Genomic DNA, 15526 nt, shown 5'->3' on the forward strand with positions numbered 1-15526 from the left:
ACAACACTACACACACTGTGGTGTGTTGTGTAGTGTTCGCACGTGTTCCTCGTCCGAAATCCTCACAGTGAGGGTTGATTTCGCAGGTCAATCATGATTTTCCCGACATACACAACACTACACAACACTGCATACAACACACCACCCAACACTCCATAGTGTGGTGTGTTGAGTGGAGTGTTGGGTGGTGTGTTGAGTGTTAAGTGTTCTGTTGACGGAGTTCGGCTTAGTGGCCACGCTCCTGCTCAAGCGCCTTGCCCTCGTTCCAGAACGGAGCCAGCTTGTTGTCAAACATGCTCAGCGCAGAGGCAATGGCCATGTGCATGTCGAGGTACTGATAGGTGCCCAGGCGGCCGCCAAAGAGAACCTGGTTCTCCTTCGCCTCGGCCGCAGCGCGGCGTCGATAAGCCTCGAGCTTGGTGCGATCCTCTGGAGTGTTGATTGGGTAGTAAGGCTCGTCGCCCGACTCAGCGAAGCGCGAGTACTCCTTCATGATGACGGTCTTGTCCTTCGGGTACTTATCCTGCCGCTCCGGGTGGAAATGGCGGAACTCGTGGATGCGGGTGTAGTCAACGTCAGCATCGTTGTAGTTCATCACCGGGGTGCCTTGGAAGTCACCGGTCGGCAAGACCTCTAGATCAAAGTCCAGGGTGCGCCAGCCCAGCTCGCCTTCCGCGAAATCGAAGTAACGATCCAGCGGGCCGGTGTAGACAACCGGTGCATCCGGGTTCTCTTCGCGAACTTGTTCGCGAACCTCGAACCAATCGGTGTCCAGCTGGACGTCGATAAGCTCGTGGTCTGCCATGTTCTCCAGCCATGCCGCGTAACCGTCTACTGGCAGGCCCTCGTAGGTGTCATTGAAATAGCGGTTGTTGAAGGTGTAGCGAACCGGCAGGCGGGTGATGTTGCCGGCCGGCAGCTCCTTCGGGTCGGTCTGCCATTGCTTGGCGGTGTAGTCGCGGATGAAAGCCTCGTACAGCGGACGGCCGATCAGTGCGATGGCCTTTTCTTCCAGGTTCTGTGCCTCATCGACATCGAACTCGCCTGCCTGATCCTTGATGAGCTGACGCGCCTCATCCGGCGAGTAATACTTGCCGAAGAACTGATTGATAAGGCCCAGACCCATCGGGAACTGGTAAGCGGTGCCATCGTGCATGGCGAACACGCGGTGCTGGTAGTCGGTGAAATCAGTGAACTGATTGACGTAGTTCCACACGCGCTCGTTAGAGGTGTGGAACAGGTGCGCACCGTACTTGTGCACCTCGATGCCGGTCTCTGGCTCGGCCTCGGAGTAGGCGTTTCCGCCTAGGTGGTTACGGCGCTCGACGATGAGCACCTTCTTGCCCAGCTGCGAGGCAGCACGCTCGGCCACGGTCAAGCCGAAGAATCCAGATCCAACAACGATGAGGTCATAAGAAGTCATGCCACCACCTTATTGCAGATCCCGCCCACTACCGCGGAGGACACCCAGATGACACGCATTAGAAGTCTTCCCAAGAATGCACCCTCAACGCGTGTCGCAACAAAATTCACAGCAATAACAGAAGTAACATCTTGCCCAACTGTTAACTTTTGTATGCGGTTTTAGCTGTCGAAACCTCCTGCACTGGTTAACTGCCATATCCAGCTTTCCCTGCGTAGTGCGCTAAGCACTCTCGGTGCGTGAGCATCCATCACGTGCAGTCCACACACGCTACGCAAAACCCTAGGGAGAAAACGTGCAATTACGACTACGACGCCGCATTGTTCCCACCAAGTCGAAGTGGTCCACGCCGCTCATCGCCGCAGTCACCTCGATCTCCATGGTCGCGGCCGCTGCCTTCGGCAGCAATCAGGTCCTGCGCACGCAGGAAAACGGCTCCGGCCCAATTGACGTTTCCTCGGCCTCGACCAGCTTTGGCGATGGCGAGACCGTCATTGTCGAAGACGCCGCCATCTCCGCACAGGGCGAGGGCGACGGCCCCCGCGCCGTGAAGCAGTTCCACCGCGACGAGCCTTTCTCTATGTTCGCCGTGACCTGGAAGGGCCCCCGCGACGTGGCAGCATTCGTGCGTGCAAAGCAGGCCGACGGCTCGTGGACGCAGTGGTACGACATGGATTCGTTGAGCTACAACAACGACGACCCCAACGCCGTCAACGGCACCGAGCTGATCTACACCGGAACCACCAACGACGTGCAGGTTTCCATCAGCAATGTGGACCTCGTCTCTGGTTCCAACCTGGATGAGAGCTTCAAGGAGACCGAGGTGGAGCCGGGTGCCGCGGAGTCCCTTCCAACCGAATCTGCTGCGCCTTCCGAAGCGGCACCTTCTGAGGCCGCACCTTCCGAGACTTCCGTTCTCGACCAGGCAGCCGAACAAGCCGCAGAGCAGGCCGCCAACCCTCGTCCGGCTCCGCTGCCATACAACGTTGGCGCCATCGCTCCTGTAGCTGACGTCGAGGAGCTCGATGCCGAAAGCCCCGAGCAACCGGCAGACCAACCGGCAGAGCAGCCGGCCGCCGCTGCTAACACCAGCGTCGAGGGCATGGAAGCTGTCTTCATCGACGGCAACGCTCAGGCTGGCGAGGCTATCGAGCAGACCGCCGTTACCGACGGCATGCCGAAGGTTGTCTCCCGCGCGGGCTGGGGTGCTGACGAGTCCAAGCGTTGCATGGGCCCGACCTACGACAACGGCGTCAAGGCCATGACCCTGCACCACACCGCGGGCAACAACAACTACACCAAGGCTGACGCGGCTGCACAGATGCGCGGCATCTACCAGTACCACGCCGTGAACCTCGGCTGGTGCGACATCGGATACAACGTCCTCGTGGACAAGTTCGGCACCATCTATGAGGGCCGCTACGGCGGACTCGACAAGGCTGTCCAGGGCGCACATGTCGGTGGTTTCAACTCGAACACCTGGGGTATCTCCATGATTGGTAACTACGATCAGGCTGAACCAACCCAGGCAATTCTCAACTCCGTGGCTGAGATCGCTGGCTGGAAGGCCGCTATCTCCAACATCGACCCTCGCGGTTACGCGGACCTGCGCTCCGGCGGTTTCAGCGGCTCCAAGTTTGCTGCGGGACAAATAGCTCACGTTCCAGTCTTCCACGGACACCGCGACCTGCACTATCACACTTGTCCAGGCAACTACACCGTTCAGCACTGGGATGAGATCCGTAATGCAACTTACAAGAAGTACCAGGCTGTAAAGAGCGGCTCTTCCGGTACCGGCTCCTGGGTCACCCCGGGCACCGGCAACGCTGGCGGCAATACTGGCGGCAACACCCCGCCGCCGGCAGCCGGCGTCCAGTCTTCCCTTGGCGGCACACAGGTTCCGGTCGCCGTCATCCAGGCCGTCGCAGGTATTGCCGCTGCATTGGTTGCCGTCCTGCTCAGGCGTTCAGGCACAAGCATTGATGGCGGTCAGAAAGTCGTCGGCGGTCTCACCGCCGCTGAGGTTCCGACTGTGGTCAACAAGGTCGTCCAGATCTCCGGCAACCCAGGTCTCCAGAAGTCTTGGACCGCCATCTTGAATGCCTTCGGACCGGTTCTCGGTTTGGCAGTAGGCGGCCCAGATGTCAACGCTGGCGTTGTCTCGCAGCTCTTCGAAAACGGCGTGGTGCTCTCCTCCAAGGACACCGGCACCCACGCGCTGGTGGGCAAGGTCGCCAAGACTTGGGCTGAGAACGACAACTCCACCAAGCTCGGACTGCCGACGACTGATGAGATTTCCACCGGCAACGGTCGCGAGATCCGCGTCAACTTCCAGGGCGGCTACATTCAGTACGACCCTGCGACTGAGAAGATTAACGTCTTCACCAACTAAGTCGCCGCCGAAAGCATAGAAGGAGCCGTCCTCCTACCTCACCGGAGTTGAGGAGGAGACGACTCCTTTTTCTATCGGTTTAGAACCACTGCTCCAAGACTTTGGCGACGCCGGATTGGTGGTTGGCCACGGTCACTTCATCTGCGGCCTCTTTGACGTAGGGATGCGCATTATCCATCGCCACGCCGTGACCCACCCAGGAGAGCATCTCAATGTCGTTGGGCATATCCCCGAACGCGATGATGTCCTCACGGTCCACACCAAAACGCTCGGCGAGCCATTCCACCCCTTTGCGCTTGGTTACATTCGGCGCCGCGACTTCGAGGATGCCTTCGTTCATCGAGTAGGTGACATGCGCAACCGTTGGGTCAACCCGTGGTGCGATGAGTGAGTACAGCTCAGGAGCAGTGAAGTGAGTGTTGCGGACCAGCAGTTTTACCGCGGGTTGGGAGGCAAGCTCGTCGATGCTTACGAGGCCGAATCCGTCAAAGAGCGCATTCTCTGAATAGTGGGGCTCCACCACAAAGAGCTCTTCGACTGGGTCCGCCAACGAGGAACCGGTGCGCTCGGCGCCAAACCCCACTCCCCCATAAGGCGCCAAGGCTTCTTGGGCCACGGCGATAACCTTACTGATGGCGGCGGGCTGTAGTTCATGTGCGCTGAGGATCGTATCGGCGGCGGAATCATAAATCACGGCGCCATTCGACGTCACGCATACAGGGCGCACGGTGAGCTGTTCAAGAACGGGCGCAATCCAGCGGAAAGGCCGCCCAGTCGAAAGCGCAAAGTAGGCACCCGCACTAACTGCGCGGGCGATTGCTTCACGGTTGCGCCGCGTGACACGGTGATTCCTGTCCAACAGAGTTCCATCAATGTCACTGGCGATAAGGCGCGGTGCCGACTGGGAATGGACCATGCCTCATAGTCTACGTGGCCCCACAGCTTAGGACGTGGCCCCACATCTTAAGATGTGGGGCCACGGAGGTTTTGTTCTAACTACAGTCAGCAGGTTCAGTATTTAGCTGGGACACTTAGCTGCGACTACTGGATCGTGTCATCCTCGTCAGAGTCCTCCCAGTCGAGGGAGCGCTTGATGGCGCGCTTCCACTCGCTGTAGAGGCCAGCGCGCTCTTCCTCTTCCATCTGCGGCTTCCAGACCTTGAACTCGCCGGCGCCGGTGTCCAGGATCTTCAGGTCCTCGAAGTAACCGGCCTGCAGGCCAGCCGCGAAGGCCGCACCTGTTGCGGTGGTCTCTACGTTCTTCGGACGGTGGACCTCCACGCCGAGGATGTCGGCCTGGAACTGCATCAGCAGCTCGTTGTGGGTCATGCCGCCATCCACGCGCAGCTCGGTAATCTCCACGCCGGAGTCAGCGACCATGGCATCGGCGACGTCGCGAGTCTGGTAAGCAGTCGCCTCCAGGACCGCACGTGCAATGTGGTTGCGATTTGCAAAGCGGGTCAGGCCAACGATGACACCGCGTGCGTCCGGACGCCAGTACGGTGCGAACAGACCAGAGAAAGCAGGAACAAAGTAGACGCCGCCGTTGTCTTTCACGGAACGAGCCATGTTCTCAATGGACGCAGCGTTAGGAATCATCTGCAGGTTGTCACGCAGCCACTGAACCAGGGAGCCACCCATGGAGACGGAGCCCTCGAGTGCGTAGACCGGCCTCTCACCTTCACGCTGGAAGCAAACCGTGGTCAGCAGGCCATTCTCGGAGAACTTCGGAGTGGTACCGGTATTGAGCAGGAGGAACAGGCCGGTGCCGTAGGTGTTCTTTGCAGAACCTGGGCGGAAGCAGCCCTGGCCGAACATAGCTGCCTGCTGGTCACCGAGGATGGCGTGAATCGGAACGCCCGCCAGCGAACCGCGGGAACGCACGGTGCGGAAGTCGCTCAGAGACGGGCGAATCTCCGGCAGCATGGAGGTAGGAATTCCCATCTCCTTGCACAGTTCCTCGTCCCACTTGAGAGTCTCGATGTCCATCAAGAGGGTACGGGACGCATTAGTGACGTCGGTTGCGTGCAGAGCTGGCTCATCGCCATCGCCCTCAGCACCGCCGGTGAGGTTCCACAGCAGCCAGGTATCGATGGTGCCGAAGAGCAAGTCACCAGCCTCGGCGCGCTCGCGAGCACCCTCGACGTTATCGAGGATCCATTTGACCTTTGGGCCTGCCGGGTAGGAGTTGATGACCAGGCCGGTGCGGCGACGCCACTTGTCCGGGCCCTCTTCCCCCGCCAGCTCCTTGCAGATCTGGGTGGTGCGGGTGTCCTGCCACACGATTGCGTTGTAGACCGGTTCACCAGTGTTTTTATCCCACACAACGGTGGTCTCGCGCTGGTTGGTGATGCCCAGCGCAACGATTGACTCGACGGCGACGTCGCCGTTGGCCAAAGCCTCGCCGACAGCACGGCGGGTGTTGTCCCAGATTTCCTTCGGGTCGTGTTCAACCCAGCCCTTTTCCGGGAAGATCTGCTCGTGCTCGAACTGGCCGACAGCGACCTGCTCGCCGTCGTGGTTGAAAATGATGCAGCGGGTGGACGTAGTGCCCTGGTCGATTGCTGCTACGAACTTGTTTTCGCTCATGGGTTTACTCCTTGCGTATTTCTAAAGATGCGGTGAGATGCGTATTTAAGCCAAAGCCATGGAAAGGAAACCGATGGCTACTGCAGCGAGCATCGGGGCGACGATTGGTACCCAGGCATAGCCCCAGTTGGCGCTTCCCTTGTCCTTGATGGGAAGGACGAATGCGTACATCAAGCGCGGGCCCAGGTCACGGACCGGGTTAATGGCGTAGCCGGTTGGGGTACCCAGGGAAAGGCCGACCGAAACGACGACGAATGCGACTGCGAAATACTTCAGTGCACCAATCTCACCGCCGGAAGGACCAAAGGCAATGAACATCAACAGTACGCAGGTACCGATGAACTCAGTGACCGCATTCCAGAAATTATTCGGGTGAGCAGGGCCAGTGAAGAAGATGCCACCGGTGGAGGCGTTCGCACCGGTTTCATTGCCAGCTTCGTCGAGGTTATTGGCGTCGAAAAGCTGCTTGAAGGCCGCCCAAGCAAGCAAAGCGCCGAGCATTGCGCCCAAAAGCTGGCCTGCGATGTAGGCAGGAACGAGGTTCCACTCAAGGCCGCCGTTGATGGCAACCATCAAGGTCACGGCCGGGTTGAGGTGGCCGCCGGATGGGTCCGCCACGCTGGCGCCCACGAAAACTGCCATGCCCCAGCCCAGGGCAATGACAATCCAGTCAGATCCTTTAGCACCGGAGGTGCGCAGGTTGACCAAGGCGCACACGCCGTTACCCAGCAGGAGGAGCAGGGCAGTTCCGATGAACTCCCAGAGGAAAGCATCCATTGCGGTCATGCTTTTAGTCTTTCTCTTGAATGGTCCTTATCCCTGCGGCTTACCCGCCGCGCGCACGAGGATGTCGTTTGCTTCTTGATCGGTAAGTGCTGCCTCAGCCTGGAGTTCAGCCTCAGTGTGCTCCTTGAATGCAGCGATTTCTGCTTGCTTGGTAGCCTCATCCCAGCCCAGCAAAGGCGCGATGAAGTCGGCCACCGCATCGGCGGAATCGACGCCGCGATCGGCGTACTCAATGGCGATGCGCAGTCGGCGGGAGAGAACGTCTTCGAGGTGCAGTGCGCCCTCATGGGTGACGGCGTAGCGCACCTCGGCCCACAGGTAGTGCTCCGCATTCGGCAGCGGTTTGAGCAGCTCAGGGTCGTCCTCTGCAGGAGCCAGGACTTCGCCCAGCAGGGAACCGTAGCGGCCCAGCAGGTGCTCGATGACGTCCTGGTGCACTCCGTAGCGCTTAGCCAAGGACGGTACCTGGTTAGCCAGCGCATGGTAGCCCTCGGCACCCAGGATTGGGGTGCGTTCGGTGACGGACTCTGGGACGTCGAAGGTCAGCTCCTTGACGGCCAGGTCAACGGCGTCCTTACCGATGACGCGGTAGGTGGTGTACTTGCCGCCTGCAACGGAGACGAGGCCCGGAGCAACCTTGGCCACGGCGTGGTTGCGGGACAACTTGGTGGTGGTGTCGGACTTGCCGGTGAGCAGCGGGCGCAGGCCCGAGTAGACGCCGACGATATCGGAGCGGGTGATAGTACGGGAAACGCGCTGGTTGACCTGGTCAAGAATGTAGTCGATGTCGGCCTTGGTCGGTGCTGGATCTGGCAAGGACAGACCCTTCTCCCAGTCGGTGTCGGTGGTACCGATAATCCAGTATTCGCCCCATGGGATGACGAAGAGCACGGACTTCTCGGTGACGAAGCACAGGGCTGCGTCAGCGTCGAGGGCATCCTTCGGCACAACGATGTGCACGCCCTTGGAGGCGTGAACGGTAAACTTGCCCTCCACGCCGGCCATTTCCTGAATCTTGTCATTCCAGACACCGGTGGCGTTGATGAAGACGCGGCCTTTGATGGTGGCCTCGCGGCCGGTTGCGAGGTCGCGAACATGAGCACCGATAATGCGGCCGCCACGATCCTTTTCGAAGCCGATGACCTCGGTGCCGGTGCGCACGTTGGCGCCGAACTCAGCGGCAGTGCGCAGGACGGTCATGGTGTGGCGGGCGTCGTCGACAAGCGTGTCGTAGTAGCGCACTCCGCCCACGACAGCGTCGTCCTTCAGACCCGGCGCAACCTTGAGCACGCCCTTGCGGGTCAGGTGCTTCTGCATAGGAACGCTCTTTGCACCGCCCATGAGGTCATACAAAGTAAAGCCACCGAACATCATGACGCGCTCCCAGACTGGGTGGGTGAGCGGGAAGATGAATTTCAGTGGCTTAACCAGGTGCGGCGCGAGGGTCGACATGTTGAGCTCGCGCTCGTGGAGCGACTCGGCTACGAGACGGAAGTCGAACATAGCCAGGTAGCGCAGGCCGCCGTGGAACATCTTTGAAGAACGTGAGGAGGTACCTGCTGCGAAGTCGCGGGTCTCCACTACTGCCGTCTTCAGGCCACGGGTTGCAGCGTCAACGGCAGCACCCGCACCCACGGAACCGCCGCCGATGATGACAACGTCGTATTCCTCAGTGGAGTAGTTCTCCCAAGCCTTCTCGTAGTACTCCGGATTGAAACTTTGGTTGCTTAGCGTAGTCATTACTGACCCCATCTCCTCTCTTGCCCCTGGCGCCACCTTGCTTAAAGGACGCTACGGTGGCCAATGGAGCGTCATCGTCGCCCAAAGTGGTCCATTCCCCGCCTCGGGCCTTGAAGATCTTTTCTCCTGGGATTCATGTTAAAGGTCACGGCGCGGTCGCGAATGTGAAGCTACTCACCCGTAACTTTCGCGTGGCCAACCAGCAATTTCCACGAGTTTTTATAAAGGAAACAAAGCTCTTTCACCCCAATTAAGGGGGAGTAGTGGGCATAGAAGAAGGGGCGTCTGGTCATATCCAGAGCCCCTTGGTTGATGCGGGTGGTACTAACGGCGCGTATTAAGCTTCGCCATTGCTTCGAGCACCTCAGGAATGCCAGCACGATCCGCCGAATACGTCACCGAGGACGCCTCCTTCACCAGCTCAATCGGTGCGGTCTCCAGGGCCACTACCTGCGCATGGTCGAGATAGACCTCGTCGCCATCCTCTCCCGCAAAGACAGTAATGTCCTTAGGCTCAGCGGCAACGGCGTCCAAGATACGTTGCGTTGCATTCCAGCGATTAACCTCAGCTGCTACAACGATGAGACCAGCAGGGGTATCAATGAGGCCGATACCTGGCACCTCTCCGAGCTGCTCCGCCACTTCCTTCAGCTCGCGCTTGATATGGCCAGAGACAATGTCATCGCCCTCACGCGACCACTCGACGACCATCTCGGGGATGGATTCGATGGCGGTGACGGTGGCGTCGTCAAGCGCATGCACGGCGATCACTTCGGAGCCGTGCTTGACGACGCCTCCCTGATGCTCAATCCTCCATAGTTCTTGTTGAATCGGGTCAAAGGTCGAGTCAGGATGCTGCGCCGCCTGCGGCGACACCAAGATGAGGATCTCCGACTCGGGATAGATTCCAGCGAATGCATCGTGCAGACGCGTGGTGATGGAGTCGCCGTCATAGTTCATCGCAGACTCATCGGCCACAACGATGCGCGGGATCTGCGTGAAGTTAGCCTTCATGCGATGCGGCAGGCGGGAGACGATAAGGCGCGACTGCGTCGCGGCGCTGAGCAAGCCCTGCTCCACGACAGAACCGGCGAAGACCTCCTTGCTGCTTGTCGCAAGATTAGCCTGAGCTTCTGCAACGTCGAGCTTGAGTTGGGCCATGATCTCCGTGACTTTGTCGCGCCCTTCCTCAAGCCCGCGGGTAGCCTCCTCGAGGACCGAGTTCAAGTTCTCCTTGACCCAATCAAGTGTCTCTGGGGCCGTATGCTTAAGCTCTTCGAGTTCGTCCGTCGAAGGCTTGGCGGTGATAGCAAGACGTTCCCTGAGCAGCTCGGAGGTTGCCTCGGTGATGCGGGTCTTGAGCCCCATCAGATCGTCGCGGAGGCGGCGCACACGGTAGCGCTCCGACTCCACGGCCTTGTCCTCGCGCTCGGCCTCCTCCAGGGTGGGCGCTCCTCCACCCATGCGGGCAGGAACCCAGAAAGCGCCCTTGGGCATGGGGCCAAACTCGGCCTCGTAGTCCTTCCACAGGCCCTCAACACCGGCCTGCATGCGGCGACGGATTTCGGCGGTGTCTGCCTCGACGTTGCCCGTCGGGGTAAATGGCTCCAGCGCCCGGATCAATAGCGGGGTGTTGCTGCGGCCCAGGTTCTTCTTCTGCCCTTTTGTCCAGATGCGCTGCGAGCCAAAGACCACCATGGGAATGACGGGGACGCCTGCTTCATAGGCGATGCGGGCCGCGCCGCTGCGCATGCTGCGTATCTCAAAACTGCGGGAAATCGTACCTTCGGCGAAAACGCCGACAAGCTCGCCCGCCTTCGCCAGCTCGATCCCGCGGCGGATGGATTCGCCCCCGTCGATGCGATCGACTGGAACGTGACCCATCATGTTCAGCAATGGGCCCACAACTGGGGTTTTGAATACGCCGGCCTTGGCGAGGAACCGTACCAGACGCTTCTTTTGATGCGGAATGAAGCCACCGAATACGAAGTCCATGTAGCCAGTGTGGTTGACCACCAACACTGCGCCGCCTTTGTCAGGAATGTTCTCTTCGCCCCACGTACGGATCTGCAACCCCTGCGCGATGGTGACACCTCGGGCCAGGGTAACAATTCGTTGGTAAAAGAAGTCTTTAATTGCGTTCATCATGGTCCCCTGACGAGTGGCGGATTGGATAGAGCAGTGAAATCAAAGCGCTAAAGGGTCTGGGATACACGGACCCCCGGGCTGCAAGAACCCGGGGGAGAGGCGTACATAATCAATACTTTTTACAGTTCCTTATTTCGGACGCAGAACATCCTTGCCCACGAATGGGCGCAGTGCCTCAGGAACAACAACGGAGCCGTCAGGCTGCTGGTGGTTCTCAAGGATGGCTACAAGCCAACGGGTGGTGGCCAAGGTGCCGTTGAGTGTTGCAGCGTACTGGGTCTTGCCATTCTCATCGCGGTAGCGAGTCTGCAGGCGGCGCGCCTGGAAAGTGGTGCAGTTCGAGGTCGAGGTGAGCTCGCGGTAGCAGCCCTGGGTAGGAACCCATGCCTCGTTGTCGAACTTGCGGGCTGCAGAGGAGCCGAGGTCACCACCAGCGATATCGATGGTGCGGTATGGCAGCTCCATCGCAGCGAGCATGTCCTTTTCCATATTCAGCAGCATCTGGTGCATCTCTTCTGCTTCCTCTGGCTTACAGAAGACGAACATCTCCAGCTTGTCGAACTGGTGGACGCGAAGAATGCCGCGGGTGTCCTTACCGTGGGAACCAGCCTCACGGCGGAAGCAGGAGGACCAACCGGTGTACTTGATTGGGCCATCGCTGAGGTCCAGGATCTCATCCTTGTGGTAGCCAGCGAGGGCGACCTCGGAGGTACCAACCAGGTACAAATCATCAGCAGGCAGGTAGTAGATCTCATCGGAGTGCTGACCCAAGAAGCCGGTGCCAGCCATGATGTCTGGGCGCACCAGAACTGGCGGGATCATCAGCTGGAAACCTGCTTCACGCGCCTTCTGCGCGGCCAGCATGAGCATGCCCAGCTGCAGGAAGGCACCGTCACCGGTGAGGTAGTAGAAGCGAGCGCCACCAACCTTGGCACCGCGCTTGACGTCGATGAGTCCAAGGGACTCGCCGAGCTCGAGGTGATCCTTCGGCTCAAAGTCGAATTCTGGGATGGCGCCAACCTCTTCAAGGACGATGAAGTCATCCTCGCCGCCCGCTGGTGCTCCCTCAACCACGTTCGAGATCTGGAACTGAAGATCTTTAACCTTTGCCTCAGCCTCAGCTAGCTCAGCCTCGGCCTTCTTGACCTTTTCCTTCAGCTCATTGGAGCCCTCCAGAAGAGCAGGGCGCTCTTCTGGGGAAGCTTGTCCAATTTTCTTGCCAAAAGCCTTCTGCTCGGAACGCAGCTCGTCTGCCGCCAAGATAGCGGAACGGCGAGCTTCGTCGGCAGCCAGGAGCTGATCGACAAGAGCTGGGTCCTCCCCACGGGTGACCTGGGAGGCACGGACAACGTCTGGGTTTTCGCGGAGGAACTTAAGATCAATCACGTTGAAAAGCTTACCGCACTACATGAGCCTTGCAGTGGTAATAACCAGCGAATTATTATGTGAATATGACCGCACAAATCATCACCGACGGACCAGTCCCCAAGCATGCCCAGCTTCGTGACATCCTCACTGAGCTGTGCAACACAACGCTCAAGCCAGGGGACATTCTCCCTGGTGAACGCATTTTGGAGGAGACGTATGGCGTTTCCCGCATCACGGTTCGCCGCGCCATCGGTGATCTTGTGGCCACTGGTCGCCTACGGCGAGTACGCGGAAAAGGCACTTTCGTGGCCCCTAATCCCCTCGTTTCACGCCTTCACTTGGCCTCTTTTTCCGACGAAATGGGCGCACAGCACGTCCAGGCTTCGAGCAAAATCTTGTTAGGCGGGCGGGCATCAGCCCCAGATGAGGTATCCGAGTTCTTCGGCACCGATTCCACTTTGACCCACACTCACCTTCGACGCCTGCGACTGGGCGACGGGGAACCCTATTCCATCGACGACGGTTGGTATAACTCTTCTTTTGTCCCCAACCTCCTAGAAAATGATATTTACAACTCTGTCTACGCCATTTTGGACTCTAATTTCGATCTGCCGATTACCGAGGCAGACCAGACAGTAACTGCTATTGCGGCTGACCCCGAGATCGCCGAGCTTCTCGACGTCGAACCTGGAACCCCCTTGCTGCACATCATCCGCAAGTCCCGCTCAGGCGACCGTCCCGTCGAGTGGTGTTCCTCCGTTTATCGCACCGACCGCTACCATCTCACCACCCGCGTGAGCCGCGCCCTCGAGAACTAGCGACCTTCTTCCACGCAGGCCGCATGGGCAAGCGGCCTCCCAGGATTTCCGAGCTATGCAGCACTAGCGGGTACTATAGGAGGCCTTATGAGTAAAACTTCCCCTTGGCGCTCATCCTTTGCCGTCCGCCTTTTCCTAGTGGCCGCCCTCGCCGCGGCCGCTTTCTTGGGCGCATATGGATTTTGGAGCCCCTCCACCGGCACCACCGCGGGCGAAACCTCAACGGATGAGACCGCGCCGACCTCCGAAATGGAAGTTGCCTCCTTTACCTCTGCCGAATCTGGAACCTGCTTGACATGGGACATCGACGCCAAGGGCGAGATCTCTAACTTCCAATCCATCTCCTGCGCTGAACCGCACCGCTTTGAGGTCGCCGCTCGCGAGGATCTCAGCACCTACCCCACCAGCGAGTTTGGCCCTACCGCCAAACGCCCCGACGTCACCCGCCAGAACGCGCTACGCGATGAGCTCTGCGCGTCCAGCACTTTGGGTTACTTAAACGGCAAATGGGATCCGGCAGGAAAGTATGACATCGCCTCAGTCTTGCCGCCGTCTAACGCTTGGGACAAGGGCGACCGCACCCTACTGTGCGGCTTACAAACCACTGATGAAACTGGTGTACCGCAGCTGAGCACCGGCAACGTGGAGGCAGTGGACCAAGCTGTCGTGGCCAAGGCCGGCGAGTGCCGCAGCATCGATGACAAGCAGATCATGCGCACCGTTGACTGCGCTCAACCGCACCAGCTTGAGACCGTATCCGTTGTTAACTTGGGCGAACGCTTCCCTAACGGTTACCCAGCCGGCGAGGAGCTCGACACCTACCTCAACGAGACCTGCACCGCCGCCGCTGAGAAGTACTTGGGCGGGGAAGAAAACCTCTACCAATCCACGCTGCAGCCATTCTGGGGCTCTGTCAGCGAGGCCTCCTGGAACGGTGGCTCCCGCTCAGTGAACTGCTCGCTGATGCACCCTAACAACGGTTCCTTCTCCACTATCACGGGCTCGGCCACGGGTGGCCGCGCTGCGCTGACCATCGATGGTGCCCCACCTGCACAGCAGCCTGAGCGCAACCCGATCCGCAACAACGCTTCGGCAGCGCCGTCCGCTGCACCATCTGCGGCCCCTGGCGCGGCAGCACCAACCCCTGCGGTAGCACCAGGTCAGTAGGTTCACGCCTCGGTCTGCCTCGGTCTACATCGGAAAGCTTATGTACCTGGTCAGTGAAGAACGCTTCGAAGAGATGGTCACGGATGCCCTGGACAAGATCCCAGATGAATTCGTGCACCGCATGCGAAACCTGGCCATCCTCGTGGAGGATTACAACGAGGACAACCCCCACCTGTTGGGCTTATACGTAGGGGTCGCACTCCCTGAACGCACTTTCGACCACACGGGTTTTCTGCCCGATACCATCTTTATCTATCGCGGCGCCCTGCAGCACTGGTGCAACAGCGAAGAAGAGCTCGCGCATGAAGTCGAAGTAACCGTCTTCCACGAGTTGGGGCATTACTTCGGCCTTGAAGAGGACGAGCTCCACCACTTGGGCTGGGGTTAGTCAGCCTCCTCCCCATCGCCTGTTTAGTACATGGTCGGTGCGACACCGCTGGCTTCATCAATATCGGTGTCGGCCCAGCGCTTAAGCGTCCACTGGCCAAAGGGTTTGCCGCCTGGCTCCATGAGGGTAAATCTGCCGTTGGGCATGTATCCGGTGTACGCAAAGTCGGCGTCGATGCCGGTGGCATGGCGGCTTACCACGCGGATGGCCGCGCCATGGCTGACAATCACGGCGTCGTCATCGTCACCGAGTTCCGCCGCGATCTCCTCAACCACCGGCTGGTAGCGGGCCAGGACGTCGGAATAGGTCTCGCCACCCTCCATACAGGCGGCGGCGTCGCCGTCAATCCAGCCGCGCAACGCCACCATGTAAGAACGGTGCGCTTCTTCGCTGCCGTCCATCTCAAAGTCGCCTGCGAGGATCTCGTGCAGCCCAGCCTTGACCTCAACCGGGACGCGGAACTGGTCGGTAGCCTCCGCAAATGAAGCAGCTGCCAGCATCGCAGTCTGCTGCGCACGGAGTGCCACGGAGCAGTAGAAGCGCACCTTGCGGCCTGCGGTCAGCTCCGCGAGCTCGCGGCCTACCTCAGTGGCTTGGTCACGGCCGCGCTCAGTAAGCTCGGCTCCCGGAGGGCGGGTATCGAGGAGACGCTCTACGTTGGAAAACGTCTGGCCATGGCGCACAAGAAAGATTCTTCCGGACATGGC

At 59.6% G+C, this 15526-nt stretch carries 12 protein-coding genes; 4 read left to right on the forward strand and 8 right to left on the reverse strand.

Going from position 1 to position 15526, the window contains the following annotated elements; genetic code table 11:
* Positions 1–226: 226 nt before the first annotated feature.
* Positions 227–1423 (reverse strand): UDP-galactopyranose mutase, encoded by a 1197-nt coding sequence (gene glf / locus HMPREF3153_RS06295; protein WP_070420352.1) that lies wholly within the window; start codon positions 1421–1423, stop codon positions 227–229.
* Between the two features lie 295 nt (positions 1424–1718).
* On the opposite strand from glf, the gene HMPREF3153_RS06300 reads away from it, so the two are divergent.
* Positions 1719–3815, forward strand: coding sequence for an N-acetylmuramoyl-L-alanine amidase (locus tag HMPREF3153_RS06300; RefSeq protein WP_070420353.1), 2097 nt, complete (start codon positions 1719–1721; stop codon positions 3813–3815).
* 79 nt (positions 3816–3894) lie between these two features.
* On the opposite strand, the gene HMPREF3153_RS06305 is transcribed toward HMPREF3153_RS06300, so the two are convergent.
* From HMPREF3153_RS06305 to serS, 6 genes are all read right to left on the reverse strand, one after another.
* Complete coding sequence (locus HMPREF3153_RS06305; protein ID WP_070420354.1) at positions 3895–4731, reverse strand: Cof-type HAD-IIB family hydrolase; 837 nt, start codon at positions 4729–4731, stop codon at positions 3895–3897.
* 125 nt (positions 4732–4856) lie between these two features.
* Positions 4857–6404 carry a glycerol kinase GlpK gene (gene glpK, locus HMPREF3153_RS06310; protein WP_049064276.1) on the reverse strand — a complete coding sequence of 516 codons (1548 nt, stop codon included), beginning with the start codon at positions 6402–6404 and terminating at the stop codon, positions 4857–4859.
* Positions 6405–6449: 45 nt separating this feature from the next.
* Positions 6450–7190 (reverse strand): MIP/aquaporin family protein, encoded by a 741-nt coding sequence (locus HMPREF3153_RS06315; RefSeq protein ID WP_005529455.1) that lies wholly within the window; start codon positions 7188–7190, stop codon positions 6450–6452.
* A 27-nt stretch (positions 7191–7217) separates the two neighbouring features.
* On the reverse strand, positions 7218–8930 hold the full coding sequence (locus HMPREF3153_RS06320; RefSeq protein WP_070420355.1) for a glycerol-3-phosphate dehydrogenase/oxidase: 1713 nt from the start codon (positions 8928–8930) through the stop codon (positions 7218–7220).
* Between the two features lie 324 nt (positions 8931–9254).
* Positions 9255–11078 carry a lysophospholipid acyltransferase family protein gene (locus tag HMPREF3153_RS06325; protein ID WP_070420356.1) on the reverse strand — a complete coding sequence of 608 codons (1824 nt, stop codon included), beginning with the start codon at positions 11076–11078 and terminating at the stop codon, positions 9255–9257.
* Between the two features lie 129 nt (positions 11079–11207).
* Complete coding sequence (gene serS / locus HMPREF3153_RS06330) at positions 11208–12464, reverse strand: serine--tRNA ligase (protein WP_070420357.1); 1257 nt, start codon at positions 12462–12464, stop codon at positions 11208–11210.
* Between the two features lie 65 nt (positions 12465–12529).
* On the opposite strand from serS, the gene HMPREF3153_RS06335 reads away from it, so the two are divergent.
* The 3 genes from HMPREF3153_RS06335 (at position 12530) to HMPREF3153_RS06345 (ending at position 14819) form a co-directional block, all read left to right on the forward strand.
* On the forward strand, positions 12530–13264 hold the full coding sequence (locus HMPREF3153_RS06335; RefSeq protein WP_070420358.1) for a GntR family transcriptional regulator: 735 nt from the start codon (positions 12530–12532) through the stop codon (positions 13262–13264).
* Between the two features lie 87 nt (positions 13265–13351).
* Complete coding sequence (locus HMPREF3153_RS06340) at positions 13352–14431, forward strand: septum formation family protein (RefSeq protein WP_070420359.1); 1080 nt, start codon at positions 13352–13354, stop codon at positions 14429–14431.
* Between the two features lie 40 nt (positions 14432–14471).
* Positions 14472–14819, forward strand: a complete 348-nt coding sequence (locus HMPREF3153_RS06345) for a metallopeptidase family protein (protein ID WP_049151334.1) — start codon at positions 14472–14474, stop codon at positions 14817–14819.
* Positions 14820–14842: 23 nt separating this feature from the next.
* Here the strand turns inward: HMPREF3153_RS06345 and HMPREF3153_RS06350 are convergent, their stop codons facing one another.
* Complete coding sequence (locus HMPREF3153_RS06350) at positions 14843–15523, reverse strand: histidine phosphatase family protein (RefSeq protein ID WP_070420360.1); 681 nt, start codon at positions 15521–15523, stop codon at positions 14843–14845.
* Between the last annotated feature and the right edge of the window lie 3 nt (positions 15524–15526).

The organism is Corynebacterium sp. HMSC06C06 (assembly GCF_001807295.1).
Classification (GTDB): Bacteria; Actinomycetota; Actinomycetes; order Mycobacteriales; family Mycobacteriaceae; genus Corynebacterium; species Corynebacterium striatum.

Coding starts and splice junctions, on each gene's coding strand:
- HMPREF3153_RS06350 (WP_070420360.1), bottom strand. CDS start 15,523: ATGTCCGGAAGAATCTTTCTTGTGCGCCATGGCCAGACGTTTTCCAAC.
- HMPREF3153_RS06325 (WP_070420356.1), bottom strand. CDS start 11,078: ATGATGAACGCAATTAAAGACTTCTTTTACCAACGAATTGTTACCCTG.
- HMPREF3153_RS06320 (WP_070420355.1), bottom strand. CDS start 8,930: ATGACTACGCTAAGCAACCAAAGTTTCAATCCGGAGTACTACGAGAAG.
- glpK (WP_049064276.1), bottom strand. CDS start 6,404: ATGAGCGAAAACAAGTTCGTAGCAGCAATCGACCAGGGCACTACGTCC.
- HMPREF3153_RS06315 (WP_005529455.1), bottom strand. CDS start 7,190: ATGACCGCAATGGATGCTTTCCTCTGGGAGTTCATCGGAACTGCCCTG.
- HMPREF3153_RS06305 (WP_070420354.1), bottom strand. CDS start 4,731: ATGGTCCATTCCCAGTCGGCACCGCGCCTTATCGCCAGTGACATTGAT.
- glf (WP_070420352.1), bottom strand. CDS start 1,423: ATGACTTCTTATGACCTCATCGTTGTTGGATCTGGATTCTTCGGCTTG.
- HMPREF3153_RS06340 (WP_070420359.1), top strand. CDS start 13,352: ATGAGTAAAACTTCCCCTTGGCGCTCATCCTTTGCCGTCCGCCTTTTC.
- HMPREF3153_RS06335 (WP_070420358.1), top strand. CDS start 12,530: ATGACCGCACAAATCATCACCGACGGACCAGTCCCCAAGCATGCCCAG.
- HMPREF3153_RS06345 (WP_049151334.1), top strand. CDS start 14,472: ATGTACCTGGTCAGTGAAGAACGCTTCGAAGAGATGGTCACGGATGCC.